At 30.8% G+C, this 18,192-nt stretch carries 18 protein-coding genes; 14 read left to right on the plus strand and 4 right to left on the minus strand.

The genetic code is table 11. From position 1 onward, the window contains the following. Positions 1-75: 75 nt before the first annotated feature. The 3 genes from GQF29_RS10020 to asnA form a co-directional block, all read right to left on the minus strand. Positions 76-489, minus strand: a complete 414-nt coding sequence (locus tag GQF29_RS10020) for a Crp/Fnr family transcriptional regulator (protein WP_236916415.1) — start codon at positions 487-489, stop codon at positions 76-78. Continuing rightward, positions 476-697: a hypothetical protein gene (locus GQF29_RS18635; RefSeq protein WP_236916416.1), complete on the minus strand. Its 222-nt coding sequence runs from the start codon at positions 695-697 to the stop codon at positions 476-478. The genes GQF29_RS10020 and GQF29_RS18635 overlap by 14 nt, the downstream gene beginning before the upstream one ends. Before the next feature lie 161 nt (positions 698-858). Next, on the minus strand, positions 859-1,875 hold the full coding sequence (asnA, locus tag GQF29_RS10025; protein ID WP_008787177.1) for an aspartate--ammonia ligase: 1,017 nt from the start codon (positions 1,873-1,875) through the stop codon (positions 859-861). Positions 1,876-2,009: 134 nt separating this feature from the next. On the opposite strand from asnA, the gene GQF29_RS10030 reads away from it, so the two are divergent. From GQF29_RS10030 to GQF29_RS18850, 4 genes are all read left to right on the plus strand, one after another. Then, positions 2,010-2,327, plus strand: a complete 318-nt coding sequence (locus GQF29_RS10030; protein ID WP_008787178.1) for a hypothetical protein — start codon at positions 2,010-2,012, stop codon at positions 2,325-2,327. A gap of 164 nt (positions 2,328-2,491) precedes the next feature. Beyond that, complete coding sequence (gene thrC, locus GQF29_RS10035; RefSeq protein ID WP_008787179.1) at positions 2,492-3,976, plus strand: threonine synthase; 1,485 nt, start codon at positions 2,492-2,494, stop codon at positions 3,974-3,976. Positions 3,977-3,978: 2 nt separating this feature from the next. After that, positions 3,979-4,869 carry a homoserine kinase gene (thrB, locus tag GQF29_RS10040; RefSeq protein ID WP_008787180.1) on the plus strand — a complete coding sequence of 297 codons (891 nt, stop codon included), beginning with the start codon at positions 3,979-3,981 and terminating at the stop codon, positions 4,867-4,869. A 181-nt stretch (positions 4,870-5,050) separates the two neighbouring features. Next, positions 5,051-5,182: a hypothetical protein gene (locus GQF29_RS18850; protein WP_017143952.1), complete on the plus strand. Its 132-nt coding sequence runs from the start codon at positions 5,051-5,053 to the stop codon at positions 5,180-5,182. A 665-nt stretch (positions 5,183-5,847) separates the two neighbouring features. Here the strand turns inward: GQF29_RS18850 and GQF29_RS10045 are convergent. Then, positions 5,848-7,779 (minus strand): BglG family transcription antiterminator, encoded by a 1,932-nt coding sequence (locus GQF29_RS10045; protein WP_008787181.1) that lies wholly within the window; start codon positions 7,777-7,779, stop codon positions 5,848-5,850. Positions 7,780-7,997: 218 nt separating this feature from the next. Between GQF29_RS10045 and GQF29_RS10050 the strand changes: the two genes are divergently transcribed. The 10 genes from GQF29_RS10050 (at position 7,998) to GQF29_RS10095 (ending at position 18,149) form a co-directional block, all read left to right on the plus strand. Next, positions 7,998-8,444: a PTS sugar transporter subunit IIA gene (locus GQF29_RS10050; RefSeq protein ID WP_008787183.1), complete on the plus strand. Its 447-nt coding sequence runs from the start codon at positions 7,998-8,000 to the stop codon at positions 8,442-8,444. Between the two features lie 2 nt (positions 8,445-8,446). Then, the gene (locus GQF29_RS10055; RefSeq protein ID WP_008787184.1) at positions 8,447-8,764 is read left to right on the plus strand and encodes a PTS fructose transporter subunit IIB; all 318 of its coding nucleotides are present in this window, start codon (positions 8,447-8,449) and stop codon (positions 8,762-8,764) included. 96 nt (positions 8,765-8,860) lie between these two features. Then, positions 8,861-9,961 carry a PTS fructose transporter subunit IIC gene (locus tag GQF29_RS10060; RefSeq protein WP_008787185.1) on the plus strand — a complete coding sequence of 367 codons (1,101 nt, stop codon included), beginning with the start codon at positions 8,861-8,863 and terminating at the stop codon, positions 9,959-9,961. A 49-nt stretch (positions 9,962-10,010) separates the two neighbouring features. Beyond that, positions 10,011-12,734: a mannosylglycerate hydrolase gene (mngB, locus tag GQF29_RS10065; RefSeq protein ID WP_008787186.1), complete on the plus strand. Its 2,724-nt coding sequence runs from the start codon at positions 10,011-10,013 to the stop codon at positions 12,732-12,734. Between the two features lie 106 nt (positions 12,735-12,840). Then, positions 12,841-13,599 (plus strand): histidinol-phosphatase, encoded by a 759-nt coding sequence (locus GQF29_RS10070; RefSeq protein ID WP_008787187.1) that lies wholly within the window; start codon positions 12,841-12,843, stop codon positions 13,597-13,599. A gap of 57 nt (positions 13,600-13,656) precedes the next feature. Next, on the plus strand, positions 13,657-14,022 hold the full coding sequence (locus tag GQF29_RS10075) for an ACT domain-containing protein (RefSeq protein ID WP_008787188.1): 366 nt from the start codon (positions 13,657-13,659) through the stop codon (positions 14,020-14,022). A 290-nt stretch (positions 14,023-14,312) separates the two neighbouring features. Then, entirely contained in the window at positions 14,313-14,558 is a 246-nt protein-coding gene (locus tag GQF29_RS10080; RefSeq protein WP_008787189.1) for a hypothetical protein, read from the plus strand. Between the two features lie 11 nt (positions 14,559-14,569). Then, entirely contained in the window at positions 14,570-15,787 is a 1,218-nt protein-coding gene (locus GQF29_RS10085) for a hypothetical protein (RefSeq protein ID WP_008787190.1), read from the plus strand. Further along, complete coding sequence (locus GQF29_RS10090; RefSeq protein WP_008787191.1) at positions 15,784-16,683, plus strand: alpha/beta hydrolase; 900 nt, start codon at positions 15,784-15,786, stop codon at positions 16,681-16,683. The genes GQF29_RS10085 and GQF29_RS10090 overlap by 4 nt, the downstream gene beginning before the upstream one ends. 17 nt (positions 16,684-16,700) lie before the next feature. Further along, a complete protein-coding gene (locus GQF29_RS10095) occupies positions 16,701-18,149 on the plus strand; it encodes a glycoside hydrolase family 1 protein (protein WP_008787192.1) in 1,449 nt (482 codons plus the stop codon). The last annotated feature ends 43 nt before the right edge of the window (positions 18,150-18,192 follow it).

An 18,192-nucleotide genomic window follows, 5' to 3' on the forward strand; every position in this document is an offset into this window, starting at 1 on the left:
AAAAAAAATAGGTCACTTGACCCGAAATAAAAAAATATTGAATAATTATTATCCAATACTTTTTTGAAATTATACTTATGTTGTAGGAAGATTCTTTAATACCTCTTGCTGATTAATTACACTAAATCTTTTGTTTTCATAAGCAATGAGATGTTCTTGTACACATTCATTTATAGCACGATTAATGCTTCTAATTGGAGCGTTTACTTCGCTAGCAAGCTGTTTTTTGGTAAGCAGATTTAATTCACTTCTATAATAGTGTAAAGATATACACCTCAGAAGTCGTTCTTTCACACTTAAAGATGATAATTCTTCAATTAATTCAGCATTTAAAACTAATTTACTAGATATTTCTCGAATCAGAAATTTTGTAGCTTCAAAATCTCCCCTTAACCAGTTTAAAAAATCATCTCTATGAAGTTTATATACATTACAATCTGTGAAAGCGACAATTTCAACGGGTTTTTTCCCATCATTAAATTGTTCCATTTCTCCAAAAAAAACTACCACTTCTATAAAGATGAATAGTTGAGATGTTTCCTTTCACATTTAAGATGAATGCTTCTGCAATACCGTCAATCATAAGAATTACATATTCATTTTCTTGCTCAGCAAAAAGAATAGTCTCTTTCTTTTTATACGTTTTTTTAATAAGCTTCTTTTTAATATCTTCATTCATAAAATCAATTAAATGCATATTCATCTCTGGTATATTATAAATGACTCATTTCATTAGTCACTTATAGTACACCTTCTCCTTTCTACTGACCTAGTTATCTGTGGGTGATTACAGTTTAGTTTTACTATAATATGAATGTATGTAAATTGTGTGAAAAAACGATATTCTTAGGAATATCGTTATAATAAATGGATATCATGATCAGCGCATTGTTTCATTGTATCTTCGTCCCATAAAGAAGCTTGAACTTCGCCAATATGAGCCTTTCTTAAAAAGAACATACATAAACGACTTTGACCAATCCCACCACCAATACTGAGTGGTAAAACATGATTGATAATATTTTGATGGTAAGGTAATTCTAAACGATCATTTGCATGAGCTTTTGTTAATTGCTCTTTTAATGCTTTATCATCAACACGAATACCCATACTTGAGATTTCTAATGCATCATCTAACTGTGTATTGTAGACAAGAATATCTCCATTTAATGACCAGTCATCATAATCAGGTGCACGTCCATCATGTTTATGACCAGATTTAAGGATATCACCAATTTGAAGTATACAAACAGCTTTATGTTCTTTCGTAATCATTCTTTCTCTTTGCTTAGGCGTTAAATCTGGATATTTATCTTCTAATTCCTGAGAAGTTATAAAGAAGATTTCATCAGGCAAAATAGATTCTCCTAATTGTGGATAGTGTCTAATCATTAAGAATTCTACATCTAATAAAGCATTGTAAATCTTTGATACAATTGCTTTAAAATAATCTAAAGTTCTATCAACTTCAGAAATGACATATTCCCAATCCCATTGATCTACATACATAGAATGAATGTTATCTAATTCTTCATCTTTTCTAATTGCATTCATATCAGTATATAAACCAGTATGTTTTTCAAAACCATAACGGTGTAACGCATCTCTTTTCCATTTTGCTAATGAATGAATAATTTCTATCTCATCATCATGATTTAATTCAAATGATGTAAAAGATACAGGTTTCTCTATCCCATTTAAATTATCATTTAAACCTGTATTTTTTAATAAAAATAATGGTGCTGATACACGTGTTAAACGTAATTGTTCTGCAAGTCTTCTCTCAAAAGTATCCTTAATCATTTTAATAGCAACTTCTGTTTCGATTAAGTTCAAATGAGGTTTATAGTCTTCTGGTATAATCATCTTGCTCATAGAATTCTCCCCCTTAGATATTTTTACCTATTATAGTCTATTCAGGAGCGTTAGTCAAAATAATCATGAATGATAAGAATATTTTTGAATGGAAATGAATTCATGCTATAATTTCAATGGAAGGGATGATGAACATGGACCGATTGAAAATCATAGTTTCTGCAGCATTATATTTAGGTGATATTGCATTTATATATGGTATTTATATACTTTGCGCACATAAAATACCTTATGCAAAGAAAATAAGTATTGATGAAGCAAATATTAAGGACTTTTGTTTAAGAGAAGGACTTATATTTATGGGGTGGGGATGTCTTTCATTACTTATGACTATTTATATAGCACTCACGAATCATGTTCCTGAAAATTATTTAATTGTTTTGAGTTTTTTAGGTATGTTTATTTTATTGCTTTTGAGAATTAAAAACAATAAACATTATATGAAAGATTGATATGTTAAAACGTATAAACTATATAGGAATATACATTCTTTGATAGGAATCAAATTGGTATAATTCATAAATAATAAAGATATAATGTAGATTTTTTCTAATAATATTGACTTACAAAATAAAATTGTATACAATTAGACAAATAATTGATTGGGGGAGTTAAAATGAAAGAGAAAATGTATTTAAGTACAAGAGGAGATCAAAAGCCATTAAATTTTTATGAAGCTATTTTACAAGGAATTGGAAGTGATGGGGGACTGCTTGTTCCTGAATTTGACGTAGATCAAAAAGATTTAAAAGCATTGCTTCATATGAACTATGTAGATATGGCAACTGAGATTATTTCAACTTTTACACCAGATGATGTGAAGGAAGATATTCGTAAACTTTGTCAGAAGGCTTATGGTGATGGATTGTTTCCAAAAGATGTTGTTCCTGTTGAAAAAGCAGGCGATGTTTATGTTGCTGAATTATTCCAAGGCCCAACAGCGGCATTTAAAGATATGGCATTGTCATTATTGCCACATTTTATGACTTTCTCTTTAAAACAAAAAGGTGAAAATAGGGAAGTGATGATTTTAGCAGCAACTTCTGGTGATACTGGGAAGGCTGCTTTAGAAGGGTTTAAGGATGTGAAAGGAACTTGTATCAAAGTTTTTTATCCAATTGATGGTGTTTCACCTATCCAAAAACAACAAATGATTACACAAACTGGAGATAATGTCGATGTTATTGGAATTAGAGGGAATTTTGATGATGCCCAAACTGCCGTTAAAAAAGCTTTTAACTCTCAAGAATTAAAAGACTTATGTCATCAGCATAATGTTTTCCTTTCATCTGCAAACTCAATTAATATTGGAAGATTAATTCCACAAATTGTTTATTATTTCTATTCATATTTAACTTTAGTTAATCAAAAAGAAATTAAATTAGGAGATGAAATTAATTTTACGATTCCTAGTGGTAACTTTGGTAATTGTTTAGCAGGTTATATTGCTAAAAATATGGGATTGCCAATTCAAAAATTTATTATTGCTTCTAATAAAAATAATATTCTAACTGATTTCTTTCAAACTGGACAATATGATGCCAATAGAGAATTCTATAAAACAAATGCCCCTGCTATGGATATCTTAGTTTCAAGCAATCTAGAAAGATTGGTTTACTTTTTATGTCAAGATGCATCTAAGGTAAATTCATATATGCAACAATTAAATGAAACAGGTGTTTATAAAGTGGATAATGATATCTTTGCAAAGGTTCAAGAAAACTTTGCTGCTGGTTGGTTAAATGAAACTAATGTATTAGATACGATTGGAAGTTGTTATAAAGAGACAGGTTATTTATTAGATACACATACAGCAGTGGGTTATGGTGTATATAAAGAATATCAAAAACAAACAAATGATCAAACAAAAACAATTCTCTTATCTACAGCTTCACCATATAAGTTCCCTAGTTCTGTATACCAGGCGGTTACAGGAGGAATCTTGGATGAATATGAAGCTATTGATGCATTAAATGAAAAAACAAAAGTTGCTATTCCTACACCTTTACAAGGTATTAAAGATAGAGAAGTACTACACAAAAAGGTTATTGATAAAGAAACAATCATTGACTTTATTGGTGATCAAATTAAGGAGTTATAATTATGAAAGTGAAAGTCAAAGTTCCTGCGACAAGTGCAAACTTAGGTCCTGGATTTGATGTGGCAGGACTCGCAGTCACATTATATAATACATTTACTTTTGAACTTTTAGATGATGGTTTAGAAATTACAGGTTGCCCTGAACAATTCTGCAATGCTGAGAATATGACATATCAAGCATTTGTAGAGGGAGCCAAAACTTGTGGTTTGTTGTTTAAGGGTTTGCGTATTGAATGTAGTGGTGATGTTCCTTATACAAGAGGTTTAGGTAGTTCTTCAACATGCATTGTTGCTGGTATTGTTGGAGCCTATGCTTTTGTTGATCGCTATGATGAACGTCAGGAAATTCTTGAATTGGCAACCAAAATTGAAGGTCATCCAGACAATGTGGCACCAGCCATCTTTGGCGGTTTAACTGTATCAGTGATGAGCGATGGTGTGACAACACTCAATATTCCCGTAAAACATGATTATCGTTTTGTTGCCATGATTCCACCATTTACTTTATCAACAGAAAAATCTCGTTCAGTTTTACCTCAAGTTTTATCAAGATCTGATGCGATTGCAAATGTTTCCCATTTGGCATTAATGGTTGCTTCGTTAATCAATGGATATGATGATGGATTAAAATTGGGATTTAAAGATCGTCTTCATCAACCTTACCGTGGTCCTTTAATTGAAGGATTTGATGAAATTATGACAATTTTAGAAAATGATGAGAGAGTCCTAGGTGCTTATTTATCTGGTGCAGGACCAACAATTATGGCTGTTATTGATGCAACCGATACAAAGGGTGTAGTTAGAATCAAGGAAGAACTTGGTGATTTGTTAAAAGACTGGCAAGTTGAAAAACTTGAATTAGATATGCGTGGATATACATGTGATTATGAATAGGGAGAAATCCCTGTTTTCTTTTTGCAAATTTTTATATCGATAAAGTTTGCTCTATGCTATAATGAGGACATGGAATAATCAAACGGTTGGTAGTTATGCCCTGGTCGATGGATCGAGGGTCGTTCACCTTGTTAACATAGATATCTTCTGTAGAAGAAATGTGAGAATGGAGGTGATGCACATGAATGAATATCAGATTTTAATGGTTATGATATCCCTTCTGGGATTGTTTGTACCAATGGTAGGAATGATTGTGAAATTGCTTCTTGTCATTATTGAAAAGAACGCAAAAAATAACTACCCCGACTCGTAGGAAAAGTATGGGTAGTTAAAACTCAGAAATCCAGGGCATAACCGCTAATCGATTATTCCTTTCATCTTTATTATAACTATTTTTCAAGAAAAGTAAACAACAATTATAACTAAAAGCAAATATTTGTTGATAATAAATTTAAAAATATTAGAAGGCACTTAATGATTTATGAAAAGATTGATGAGTTCAAAAACTTGAATAAGATATACATGTAATTCGGAATAAGAAAAAAATATATATTTTCTTTTTGCAAATTTATATAGTGATAAAATTTGCTCTGTGCTATAATCTACACATGGAATAATCAAACGGTTGGTAGTTATGCCTTGGTCGATGGATTGAGGGTCGTTCACCTTGTTAACATAGATATCTTCTGTAGAAGAAATATGAGAATGGAGGTGATGCACATGAATGAATATCAGATGTTAATGGTCATGATATCTCTTTTGGGATTGTTTGTACCAATGATAGGAATGATTGTGAAATTGCTTCTTGTCATTATTGAAAAGAACGCAAAAAAATAACTACCCCAGCTCCTAGGAAAAGTTTGGGTAGTTAATATAACACCAAATCCAGGGCATAACCGCTAATCGATTATTCCTTTCATCTTTATTATAGCTGCTTTTCAAGAAAAGTAAACAACAATTATAACTAAAAGCAAATATTTATTGGAAATACTGATATAAATTCTTCATGAAATCATCAAATGAGTATGAATGTATAATGCTCTGTTGTAATTTCGTATTATTAACAATTTCAATAAATAAATCATATAAATGTTCAATATCTAATTGGTCACCTTGTTTAATAGCAAGCAAGAAAACAATTTGAACTGAATCTTTTTTATTCCAAAGAAGTGGTTTATCCATAATTGCAACAACGACTTTAGTTTCTGTTGACCAGTTTTCAATTGGGTGTGGAATTGCAAATGTTTCATTCATATTGGTATTCGCAAGACTTTCTCTTTTCATGACACCCTCATAAAAATCTTTATCAACGAATTGTTTATTCATTAATAATTGACACATCTGTTGTAGTAAGGATTCTTTATTGTTAATATGATCCAATCTTAAAAATAAATCATTTTCAAAGAATTTCTCTGTCTTTTGCATCTTATCAGAAGAAATATGAGAGATAAATTTTGTAATAGCTTCTATATCTTGATTATTTAAGGAAAAATCAACAGTAATGGTTGGAATAATATCACTTTTTAATGGAATTGTAGAAATTGCGAAGTCAACATATTTTAAGTGAGCGGGAGTATAAGAAGTAAATTCATTATATGAAACCTTATTGACAATTTTAATTTTATCTTGAAAGAAGCCATTTAATCTTGCTTCTAACATTCGCGTTGTTGCTTGGCCAGAACCACAAATTAAAATTGCATTTTTCCTTTGTATCATTCCAGAGAAACATCTTTCAATAGCTGCACCAATATGCAAAGAAACATAGCCTATTTCATCTTCAGTAAGAATATAGGGTTCTTGATTAAAGATTTGTGAAGCAGAGGTATAGGTGATTTCATAGGCTAAGGGGAAGTTTGTTTTAATTGTATTTAACAGAGGATTTCGTTTGTTAATGCTATAAGCTTTGGTTGTGAGAATAGATTTAAAATGATTGAATAAATCTTTGAGTAGAATTTCATCTTTTCTTAAATCAAAATGATAATCACAATAAATCATATCCAATAAATGAATAATTGTCTCTTGGATATATTCATTATTTATATCATGAGAATGAATATGTGTATTAGCAACCAAATGTAAATAAATATATTTTTTCTCTCCCTCACTTATAGTGATATGAAAATGTTCAGATAATTCTAAACACAAATAGTAAATAAAATCATTCATATCTTCAGAAATGATAATAGAATTATCAATATTGATATAGTCATCATTTTGGATACGAGAAATCATTAATGCAAAATGAATAATCAAATTTTTTAAATTAAAATCATCTGTTTTAATCTCATATTTCTTTAAATATTTCATGACAATACCTTTTATATAGTCAAGTTGAATACCATCAAAAAGAGTATATTCCTCTTTTGTAAAACCTGTAATATAGTTTTGGAAATCATGAGATAAGACGTTGTTAATTAAACATTTTCTTTTATTATCTTCATTTCCTATAATCTTAACACCATGATTTGTTTTGGTAATATATTCTAAGGCATATTGAGGTAAGATTGCTTTGATTGTTTTGAGATAATTTTGGAGTGTATTTTTACTAATAAAAACACTATCTGCTAAATCATCAAGAAGGATATAGTCATGACTGTAAAGTAATGTATTTAAAATATATTTCATTCGGTCTTCACTAGAATCAAGTTCTAAAGTCTCTTTTTGTGATTGATTGAGATTATTTAAGAAAGTTTGATAAAGCTGTTGATTATGAATCGCTAAGTAATATCCAGCTTTTCTTTTGAGAAGAATAGAAGCCCCGTAACTTTTTAATATATCATTGATAGCCAATATATCACTTCTAATTGTTCTTTCGGTAATGTGTAGTAATGTTGATAATTTTGTAGCAGAGATATAGTGATGATTAGATATATAATCAAAAATCTCATGAAGCCGTTTATAAGGGAACATCTTCTCACTCCTTAATTATATTGATGATAAATTCATTTTTTATTGTAGACACAATTGTTTTGAAAAGCAATCGAAATAACAAACATCTGATTTCCACTTTTAAATGGAAATGTCTGGAAGATAGTATTTGTCAATTTCCAAATCATGTGGAAATTGGTTTGGTTGTTATGCTTGATGAAAAGGCGTAAACTGAAATTGTCGAAAGGGAGGTGTAATGAATGTTGAATGAAGATTATATTTTCTTAGATGTTGAAGAAAGTACAAAAGAAAATGTTCTTCGCTTTATCTGTGAAAAAGCTAAGCAATTTCATATTACAGATCAAGAAGAAGATTTATATATTGATTTTATGAATCGTGAGGCAGAATTTCCAACTGGGTTGCAGGACGGTTTTGCAATTCCACATGCTAGAACAGAGCGTGTCAAGAAAATTGCAATTATGTATTTAAGAACAAAGCAAGGAATTGAATGGGGAACGTTAGATGACAAAAAAGTCAATTATATGTTTGCATTATTGGTTCCAGCAAATTATGAAGGAAATATTCATTTACAAATGATTTCAACGTTAGCTACTTGTCTATTAGAAGATGATTTTAAAGAGAAAGTCAAATCATCATGTGATAGGGCAGAGTTAAAAAAATATATACAAGAGAAAATGGAGGGATAGTCATGAAAATTGTTGGTATTTCTGCTTGTCCAGCAGGCTTAGCTCATACACCAATGGCAGCAAAAGCTTTAGAAAAAGCTGGGGCAAGTCTTGGGTATGATATTAAGATGGAACAACAGGGAAGCATGGGGCAAGTCAACACAATTACAGAGGAGGAAGCCAAAGCTGCTGATTTTGTAATTATAGCATCAGATCAAAAAATATCGGGTATGGAAAGATTTGATGGAAAGCCAGTGATTCGTGTTGATATTACAACTTGTATCAAGGCTCCAGAAGCAGTGATTAAAAAGTGTGTAAAAGCTGTTGAAAGCAAAAAATAAGCAATCTAACTGTACGGAGTTAAATTGCTTAGACACATAATGAGAAATGTGCACTCTCATTATAACACAAATCAAATAAAGAGAGGATAGGAAAAGATGAAAAAGTTTTTTAAAGAAGCAAAAGGTCATTTGATGACTGGTATTGGTTATATGCTTCCATTAATTATTGGAGCATCATTAGTTGTTGCGATTCCAAAATTAATTGGTGTTGCTATGGGGATTAATAGTTTAGATATTTATGCAGAAAAAGAAGGATTCTTACACATTCTTTACTTGTTAGAACAAGTTGGATGGACAGGAATTGGTTTAGTCAATACAGTATTGGGTGGATTTATTGCCTATTCGATTGCTGATAAACCAGCCATTGGGGCAGGTTTAATTGGTGGTGCTTTAGCATCAAATACAAAAGCTGGATTCTTAGGTGCTGTTGTGGCAGCGTTCATTGCTGGATATGTTGTCAAATGGTGTAAAGAACATATTCATTTACCAGATTCTATGCAACAAATGATGCCACTTGTTATTACACCTTTCTTAGCAACAGGAGCAGTTGCGATTATAATGGGAGTTGTTTTGGCACAGCCATTGGCAGCAATTAATGATGGTTTGGTATCTTGGTTAAGAGATTTATGTAATAATGGAACAAGCCAGCTGTTATTATCTATTACATTGGGGGCAATGATTGCATCTGATATGGGTGGACCAATTAATAAATCAGCTTGGATGGCCGGAAATGTTTTAATGACAGAAGGAATCTATCAACCTAATGTTTATATTAACTGTGCAATTTGTATACCACCACTTGCTTATGCTATTGCAACAATTATTAAAAAGCATCGTTTCTCACCTGCTTTCCAAGAAGCAGGAAAAGGGAACTGGGTTATGGGATTCATTGGTATTACTGAAGGGGCTATTCCTTTTACTCTTGTTAAAGCGAGTCGTCTGGTTCCTATTAATATGATTGGTGGTGCGATTGGAGCAGGACTTTGTTGTCTTTTAGGAGCAACTGCAACAATTCCTCCTGTTGGTGGAATGTATGGTTTTGTTTCTGTTGGCAATGGCTGGGCATATTTAATTGGAATCATTGTTGGAGCACTGTTTATTGCAATTGTTGCACCAATGGTTGTTGATTTCAATGAGGATACTCAAATCAGTGAAGAAATTAGTGAAGATGATATTGAAATAGAAATTCAAATATAAAACAAAAATAGGAAGATAAAAATATCTTCCTATCATTTTTGGAGGGTATATGAAAAGAAAAGTACACGTTGTCCCACATACACATTGGGATAGAGAATGGTATTTTACAACATCTCGATCTAAAGTTTATTTAATGAAAGATTTCAAAGATGTTTTAGATACATTAGAAACAAAAAAAGAATTTCGTTATTTTATGCTAGATGCACAAGGCTCTTTATTAGATGACTATATCAAATGGATGCCAGCAGACAAAGAACGTATTAAAAAACTAGTCAAAGAGAAAAGACTCATAATCGGACCTTGGTATACGCAAAGTGATCAGTTGGTTATATCAGGAGAAAGCATTGTTAGAAATATGTATTATGGAATGAAATGCTGTGAAGAGTATGGTGGATATATGAACATTGGTTATGTTCCTGACTCTTTTGGACAATCAGGGAATATGCCACAGATTTATCGTCAATTTGGCATTGAAGATACTCTTTTCTGGCGTGGTGTCAGTGATGATATGGTCAAACATACAGACTATCATTGGCGAGGTGATGATGGAAGTGTTGTTTTTGCAACTCAAATTCCATTTGGCTATTATATTGGCGGAAATATTCCTGAAGATAATGCTCAGAGTGAAGAATTTTGGCAAAAGGAATGTTTTGAAAAAGCCGGAGCACGTTCAGCAACACGTCATATTTATTTTCCAAATGGTTTTGATCAAGCTCCTATTCGTACAAACTTACCAGAAATAATCAAGCAAAGAAATCAAGTCGATACAGAAAATGAATATGTGATAAGCTGTATTGAAGATTATATCAAAGATGTCAAAAGTGAAAAGCCAAATCTTGCAGAAGTGAATGGTGAATTAGTGATTGCGAAACACATGCGTATTCATAAATCAATATTTTCTTCACGTTCGGATTTAAAAGTCATGAATACACAGGTTCAAAATTATGTAACAAATGTTTTAGAACCATTATTAACATTATCACACCATTTAGGAAATGATTATCCTCATGGCGCATTAGAGGAGTTATGGAAACTTTTATTTGAGAATGCTGCTCATGATTCAATTGGTTCATGTATTAGCGATACAGCCAATGAAGATGTTTATATGAGATATAAACAAGCTCGTGATATTGCAGTGAATTTGGTGGAATTACATTGCCGTCTTATTTCTACACATATTCAACAAACTGGAAATCATATGACATTGACTTTAATGAATACACTACCACAACAAAGAAGTGATATTGTGATTGTGAAGACATATGTACCAGGAAATCATTTTGCGATTATTGATGAGTTTGGAAATGATGTTTATTATACAATGATTGAAAAAAGAGATCTTACTGAGTATGTTTTAAGTCAAACAATACGATTAAATCCAAGTTATGAATTTGAAGTTCCTCAAGTTGTTTATGAAGCAACAATTGCGATTGAAGTGAAAGATATACCAGCATTAGGTTATGTTCAATATAGAGTTGACACATCTCACTCTTCAGATATGACAAAAGAACAAAAAGATTGTTTAGGAAATGAATATTATCATATTCAAGTTGAAGATGATGGCTCTCTTACAATCTATGATAAGAAAAACCAATTGACTTATGAAAATCAGGCTATCCTTGTTGAAAATGGCGATGATGGTGATAGTTTTAATTACTCTCCACCACGTCATGATTTAAAAGTTTATTCAACTCAATCAAAATCAACATATGAAATCACTGGTTCATCATTATATCAAGAAGCGACTATTCATTTTGATATGATTGTGCCAGCTCATTTAGAAGAAAGAGCAAATCAGCAAGTGAGCACTCATATGCCTGTCAATATGAAAGTCAGGTTAAAGAAAGGTTCTCCGATTATTGATTTTACAGTTCATGTTGATAATCATGGCTTATCACATCGTTTATGTGTTCTTTTTGATGCACATATAGCAACTCAATTTAACTATGCTGATCAACAATTTGGGTCAATTCGTCGTCCCAATATTTATCAAAAAGAAATGGAACTTTATTTAGAAGGTTTAGGTCAACAAAAAGAAGTCCAAACAAAAGGTGTCATTGAACTTGCCAATTGGGCAAATGATCAATCATCTTGGCAGGAGCCACCAATTTCGATTGAGCCAACACAAAGTTATGTCACATTAACAGATGGTAAAAAGGGAATGGCTGTTCTCCCTCAAGGTGTAAGGGAATATGAAATTATTGGTGAACATGGAAATCAAATTTGTTTAACATTGTTTAGAACTTATGGATTTATGGGAAAAGAAAACTTGGTTTATCGTCCTGGTCGTGCATCAGGTGAAAGAATTATTGAAACACCAGATGCTCAACTTTTAAAAGAAATGGATTTTGATTTTGGAATGATGACATATTGTGGTGATATCAATCACTCTCAAGTTGATTTATTCGCAAAGCAATATAATACAAATATAGAGGTTTATGGTTATGCACCTTTTCTAAATGGACGTCTTATTTTCTCCCAAGAAGAAGTGAAAGGGCAGTTACCAAAACATTATTCAATGTTTGAAACCAATCAACAATTGGTAGTCAGTACCATTAAAAAGGCTGAAGATCAAGAAGGATATATTATACGTCTTTATAATGGAAAATATCATCAAAGTGTACAAGAAACATTAACTTTCCATTTTGATATCCAAGAAGCTTACTATACTGATTTAAAAGAACAAAAAAATGAAGAGATTCAAATTAAAAATAACACATTAACTTTAAAGCCATTAAATCATTGTCAGTTTATAACAATTTATGTGAGATAAAATGAGGGAAGAATATTTTCTTCCTTTTTCTTGTTTCATAATATAAAAATATTGTGTAAAACTATAAAATAGGTATAGAATATCAATAGAGATATGGAGGGATATTATGAAGAATTATCACACACATACAAAACGATGCTATCATGCGATAGATAATGAAGAAGAATATGTCAAAGCAGCTATACAATCAGGTTATACAGAATTAGGGTTTAGTGATCATACACCTTGGCATTATGAGACTTCCTATCATTCAACAATGCGTATGGAAGAAGATAAATTAGTGGGATATGTTCAAACATTATTGAATCTTAGAGAAAAATATCAAGATCAAATTTCTATAAAAATAGGATTAGAGTGTGAATACTTTCCAAAATATATGAATTGGTTAAAACAAATTCTTAAGGACTATCCAATTGATTATATTATTTTAGGAAATCATTTTGATGAAACAGATGAAACAGGTATTTATTTTGGTAGGCCTTTAAATAAACAACAATTAACAAAATATGTTGAGAGTTGTATTGCTGGAATAAAAACAGGTTTGTACAGTTATGTGGCTCATCCTGACCTGGCTTTTTATGATACAGATGATCCTTTCTATACACAAGAAATGACAAGATTATGCCAAGCTGCTAAAGAATATCAAATGCCTTTAGAATTTAATTTATTAGGATATGCAACGCATCGTCAATATCCAAATGAAACATTTTTTAACATTGCAAAAAAGGTAGGAAACAAGGTTATTATTGGAACGGATGCACATGAAAGTTCAGCACTATTGGATATGAATACATATCAATTAGGAAAACAGTGGTTAGAACGATTAGGTTTAGAATTAACTGAGGATATCAAATTTCTTATTTAACTATAAATGATTAAAGAAAGATTATATAGAGAATAAATATTTAGGATGGAGGAACTTATGAAAATTGAAGTTATTAAAGAAGAATTTTCAGTATGTAAAGTTAATGATTATCAGGGTATTAATTTAACAGATAAATATTGTTTTATTGGAAAGACTGATGAAGAATGCTCTCTTGTTTGTATGACAGAGAATGTGCCATCTTTCACGATAGAAAGAGAGGATGGATGGAAAGCTTTGAGACTACAAGGAATATTAGATTTTTCTTTAGTAGGAGTTCTTGCAAAAATAGCGACTATATTAGCTGAACATAATATTAGTATTTTTGCAGTATCAACTTATAATACAGATTATGTGTTTATGAAGACAAGTCAATTTGAGAAAGCATTAACTTTACTTAAGGAAAATGATTATATAGTTGAATAACTATTATTTTAATGTTTATTGGAAGTATAAAAGTGTTGAGTTCATGAAGAATTAAGATAAGTCAGTTTTATTTGTGTATATGATTTTCATAACTAATTGAAATATAATAAATATTAAACATGATGAAATGGTAGTGAGCGATGGCATTTATTGATGACAGTGAAAAGATTCTTTTTTGTTGTAAGAATGTTGACTGTCTAAAGTCATCGTTTTTAATATTTAAAAATTTTTTATAAATTTACAAAAAAGACATATAATCATGGTATAATAATAAACAAGGAGTGATAATCATGGAACATGTAACAGATATTAATAAAAAAGAATACATAGATGATTGTAAAGAAATAGTAAAAACAACAATTGCTTTAGAAAATATAGTTTTATCAGATCACGAATTAACAACTTTAACAGAGGAAATCATGGATACATCATTAATGATGGGTGGAGATTATTCAAAAGAGAATATTAGAGCGATTGCAGTTCAATATGTAAGGAATAATTTCCTGCCTCGTTTCCAGTCTGCTCATAGAGAATAGGAGAGTGACATATGGTTTTTGATACAAAAATAATGCAAGATTTTTTAGATGAAAATGAGTCTCATTATGTTGGAAAGTATCGTTTTCATAGTGGGTATCGAGCTGAAGAATATAAATTTAAGAATCATTATTATATGCTTGATCAAAACTTTAGACAAATTGATATTTATGTAGAGATTCAATGTAAAGATCATTTGACTTATACTTTTTCTGAAGATCTGCATGAACAAGAAAAACTTTATATTGTAAAAGATGCTGTTAATCGCATTATTAAAAAATTTGATTATAAAAGTACTTTGCATTATTCCTTGTATGAAAATTATATCAAAACAATATCTACACAGTTAACGGTGTTAGAACCAATTGATTTTTGTGATATTTTAAATTATATGAAATATCATCAAGGAAGTAATCAAAAAACAATGGATGAATATTATAAAATATTTATTCCCTGTTTAAAGATTCATTTAGATAATAAGAATTATAAACAATTTATTGATTCAGTAAACTTATTATTAAAGAGTGTTCTTTATCAATATGAATGGGATGGAACAAATTCAAAATATTTAGATACAGAATATCAGTATCATTTATATTATATCCGAGAGATTGTTCGTATTGTTTATGAAAATTTAGATAAATTCTATAAAAATGTACCTAAAGAATTATTTGAAGCAGTTCATACACTTTGTTTAAATTCAAGATTTTCATTTGCAATTATGACAGATTTTGGATCAATGATTTTATCTCAATATAGAGTAACAAGTGCAATGATAAAGGCTTTAAAAGAAGAGTTAGTCTTGAATGATAAGGATGAAGAAAGGGAAAATGTTAATTTAGTCTTCTCTTATATCTATTATATTTTTCATAATGATTTTGAACAATATTATGCTGTTGTTTTAAAAGTATTAAGAGATGTGATTAATAATATGTTAACATTTGCAAATCACGATCTTGACTTAGCTTTAGGGAATTCCTTAGTGCAATCTGAAGGGTATCAAGTTTTACTTGATTTATTCCATGAAGATTATAATACATTTATCTTTACATGTTTCCCAATTGAGTCTTTTCCTTTGGAAATAAGACCAAAGGTAAGAGAGGAATTAGTTACAGCTATTCAATATTTTGCTGCAAGAATGGGTAGTGATAATTATCGTTTAAGTTCCTTTGAACAAGTTATGAATATAAATAGAATCCTGATGGATAATTTTAAGGAGTGGTATAAATGAAAAAGAAATTCGTTGTTGGAAGTGCTGTTGCATCAACTCTTACTGCATCAACCCTTACTGCTGGGCTGGCATTAGCAAATCAATTTGCTAAAAAGATGCTTTATCGTGAACATTTAAGTAAAGATGATCAAGGTAATTGGTATGAAGATATTGGTGCAAGTAAAGTTAAGATTAAGAATCATAAAGGAATGTTCTTGCAAGCTTATTTAATTGAGAAACCACAAGCAAAAAGAACAATTATTTGTTTGCATGCTCTATTAAATTCTGCACATTCTTTGCAGGCTGTCGTTGATTATTTTCAATCAGTATTTCCAGATGAAAATATTTTGATGATAGATGCGAATGCTCATGGATTAAGTGATGGGTATATTCGAGGGTTTGGATATCGTGATGTTTTTGATTTGATGTATTTTAATACTTATGTTCTCCAAAAGTATGGGCAAGATCATCGTATCATTATGTATGGTCAGGGAATGGGTGCCAACACAATTTTAAATACTTCTGGTTTAGGAAAGTTAAAAAATGTGGATTTAATTATCAGTGAAGGTGCTTATGATACAGTTTATAATTATTTAGCAATGCGTTGTCAAAAGGAAATGAAGGTTACTAAATTTGTAGCTGGACCAATTATTCGTAAAGTGATTAAAGATGAATTGAAGAGTGATATTAAGAAGATGAATACGGTTGATATGGTAAAGAAAAATGTTATACCAACTGTTTATGTCCATTCTAAAAATGATAAGGACGTTCCTTTTCAAATGGTTTTCCCATTATATAACCATGATGCATCAAACAAGTTGTTATTTCCAATTAAAGAAGAACATTTATATGATTTAAAAGATAAAGAAGATTCTTATTCATTATCTCTCATTGAGTTTATGAATGAAAATATATAAAGCAAAGGAGGAAATCTATGTATTTTAAAGAAACAAAAGGATTCCCTAAAGACTTTCTATGGGGAAGTGCATCTGCTGCTTATCAAGTAGAAGGTGGTTGGGATGCAGATGGTAAAGGTGTTACTAACTGGGATAAGTTTGTGAGAATTCCAGGTAAGACATTTAAGGCAACAACTGGAGATAAGGCCGTTGATCATTATCATCGTTTTAAAGAGGATGTCAAGTTAATGGCTGATATGGGTCTTAAGACTTATCGTTTTTCAATTGCATGGGCGAGAATTTATCCAAATGGTAATGGTGAGATAAATGAAGCAGGTTTGTCATTCTATGATGATCTCATTAATGAATTAATTAAATATGGAATTGAACCAATGGTGACTGTTTATCATTGGGATATGCCACAAGCATTAGAAGAAGAATATCATGGTTGGGAAAATCGTCGTATTGTTGATGATTATGTGAACTATGCAACAACATTATTTAAAAGATATGGAGATCGTGTTAAATATTGGATTACAATGAATGAACAAAATATTTTCACATCATTTGGTTGGTTAAAAGGAATGCATCCACCAGGAAAAGAAAATGATATGAAAACATTCTATCAAGTGAATCATCATGCCAATATGGCACATGCAGGTGCTGTACTTGCATTAAAAGAACTTTATCCTGATGCAAAAGTTGGTGCAAGTTTTGCGTATAGTCCTTGTTATGCATTTGATAGAAAACCTGAAAATGCAATGGCAAAAGCAGATTATGATGATTTACAAAATTATTGGTGGATGGATATTTATGCTTATGGACGTTATCCAAGAAGTGCGTGGGCATATTTAGAAACTATGGGCGTGACACCAGATATTCAAGATGGTGATATGGAAACATTGCGTAAAGCAGCAGCTTTGGTTAATTTTATGGGTGTGAATTATTATCAAACTTGTGTAGCTGAATACAATCCAATTGATGGTGTCGGTATGAGTAATGCTATGAATACAACTGGAAAGAAAGGAACAGCTCAAGTCCAAGGTGTTCCTGGATTATATAAAAATCCAGCCAATGACTTCTTACCAACAACAGATTGGGATTGGACAATTGATCCAATGGGACTAAGAATGTGCTGTCGTGATATTACATCACGTTATGATTTACCAATAGTCATTTCTGAAAATGGTTTAGGTGCATTTGATAAAGTTGAAGATGGACAAGTTCATGATCCTTATCGTATTGCTTATTTAAAAGCACATATTGAAGAGTTAAAGAAAGCTTGTGATGATGGGTGTCAAGTCTTAGCATATTGTACTTGGTCTTATACTGATTTATTAAGCTGGCTTAATGGATATCAAAAGAGATATGGATTTGTTTATGTTGATAGAGAAGAAGATGAAAACTATGGAACATTAAATAGAATTCCAAAAGATTCTTATTATTGGTATCAAAAAGTCATTGAAACAAATGGTGAAGAATTATAAAGGTATAGCTAGTCTATACCTTTTCTTTTGTTCTCTATATAAA

This window comes from Coprobacillus cateniformis (genome assembly GCF_009767585.1).
Classification (GTDB): Bacteria; Bacillota_I; Bacilli_A; order Erysipelotrichales; family Coprobacillaceae; genus Coprobacillus; species Coprobacillus cateniformis.

Excerpts from the sequence above, each read along its gene's own strand:
- GQF29_RS10020 (WP_236916415.1), bottom strand. The coding sequence starts at position 489 with ATGGAACAATTTAATGATGGGAAAAAACCCGTTGAAATTGTCGCTTTC.
- GQF29_RS18635 (WP_236916416.1), bottom strand. The coding sequence starts at position 697 with ATGCATTTAATTGATTTTATGAATGAAGATATTAAAAAGAAGCTTATT.
- asnA (WP_008787177.1), bottom strand. The coding sequence starts at position 1,875 with ATGAGCAAGATGATTATACCAGAAGACTATAAACCTCATTTGAACTTA.
- GQF29_RS10030 (WP_008787178.1), top strand. The coding sequence starts at position 2,010 with ATGGACCGATTGAAAATCATAGTTTCTGCAGCATTATATTTAGGTGAT.
- thrC (WP_008787179.1), top strand. The coding sequence starts at position 2,492 with ATGAAAGAGAAAATGTATTTAAGTACAAGAGGAGATCAAAAGCCATTA.
- thrB (WP_008787180.1), top strand. The coding sequence starts at position 3,979 with ATGAAAGTGAAAGTCAAAGTTCCTGCGACAAGTGCAAACTTAGGTCCT.
- GQF29_RS18850 (WP_017143952.1), top strand. The coding sequence starts at position 5,051 with ATGAATGAATATCAGATTTTAATGGTTATGATATCCCTTCTGGGATTG.
- GQF29_RS10045 (WP_008787181.1), bottom strand. The coding sequence starts at position 7,779 with ATGTTCCCTTATAAACGGCTTCATGAGATTTTTGATTATATATCTAAT.
- GQF29_RS10050 (WP_008787183.1), top strand. The coding sequence starts at position 7,998 with ATGTTGAATGAAGATTATATTTTCTTAGATGTTGAAGAAAGTACAAAA.
- GQF29_RS10055 (WP_008787184.1), top strand. The coding sequence starts at position 8,447 with ATGAAAATTGTTGGTATTTCTGCTTGTCCAGCAGGCTTAGCTCATACA.
- GQF29_RS10060 (WP_008787185.1), top strand. The coding sequence starts at position 8,861 with ATGAAAAAGTTTTTTAAAGAAGCAAAAGGTCATTTGATGACTGGTATT.
- mngB (WP_008787186.1), top strand. The coding sequence starts at position 10,011 with ATGAAAAGAAAAGTACACGTTGTCCCACATACACATTGGGATAGAGAA.
- GQF29_RS10070 (WP_008787187.1), top strand. The coding sequence starts at position 12,841 with ATGAAGAATTATCACACACATACAAAACGATGCTATCATGCGATAGAT.
- GQF29_RS10075 (WP_008787188.1), top strand. The coding sequence starts at position 13,657 with ATGAAAATTGAAGTTATTAAAGAAGAATTTTCAGTATGTAAAGTTAAT.
- GQF29_RS10080 (WP_008787189.1), top strand. The coding sequence starts at position 14,313 with ATGGAACATGTAACAGATATTAATAAAAAAGAATACATAGATGATTGT.
- GQF29_RS10085 (WP_008787190.1), top strand. The coding sequence starts at position 14,570 with ATGGTTTTTGATACAAAAATAATGCAAGATTTTTTAGATGAAAATGAG.
- GQF29_RS10090 (WP_008787191.1), top strand. The coding sequence starts at position 15,784 with ATGAAAAAGAAATTCGTTGTTGGAAGTGCTGTTGCATCAACTCTTACT.
- GQF29_RS10095 (WP_008787192.1), top strand. The coding sequence starts at position 16,701 with ATGTATTTTAAAGAAACAAAAGGATTCCCTAAAGACTTTCTATGGGGA.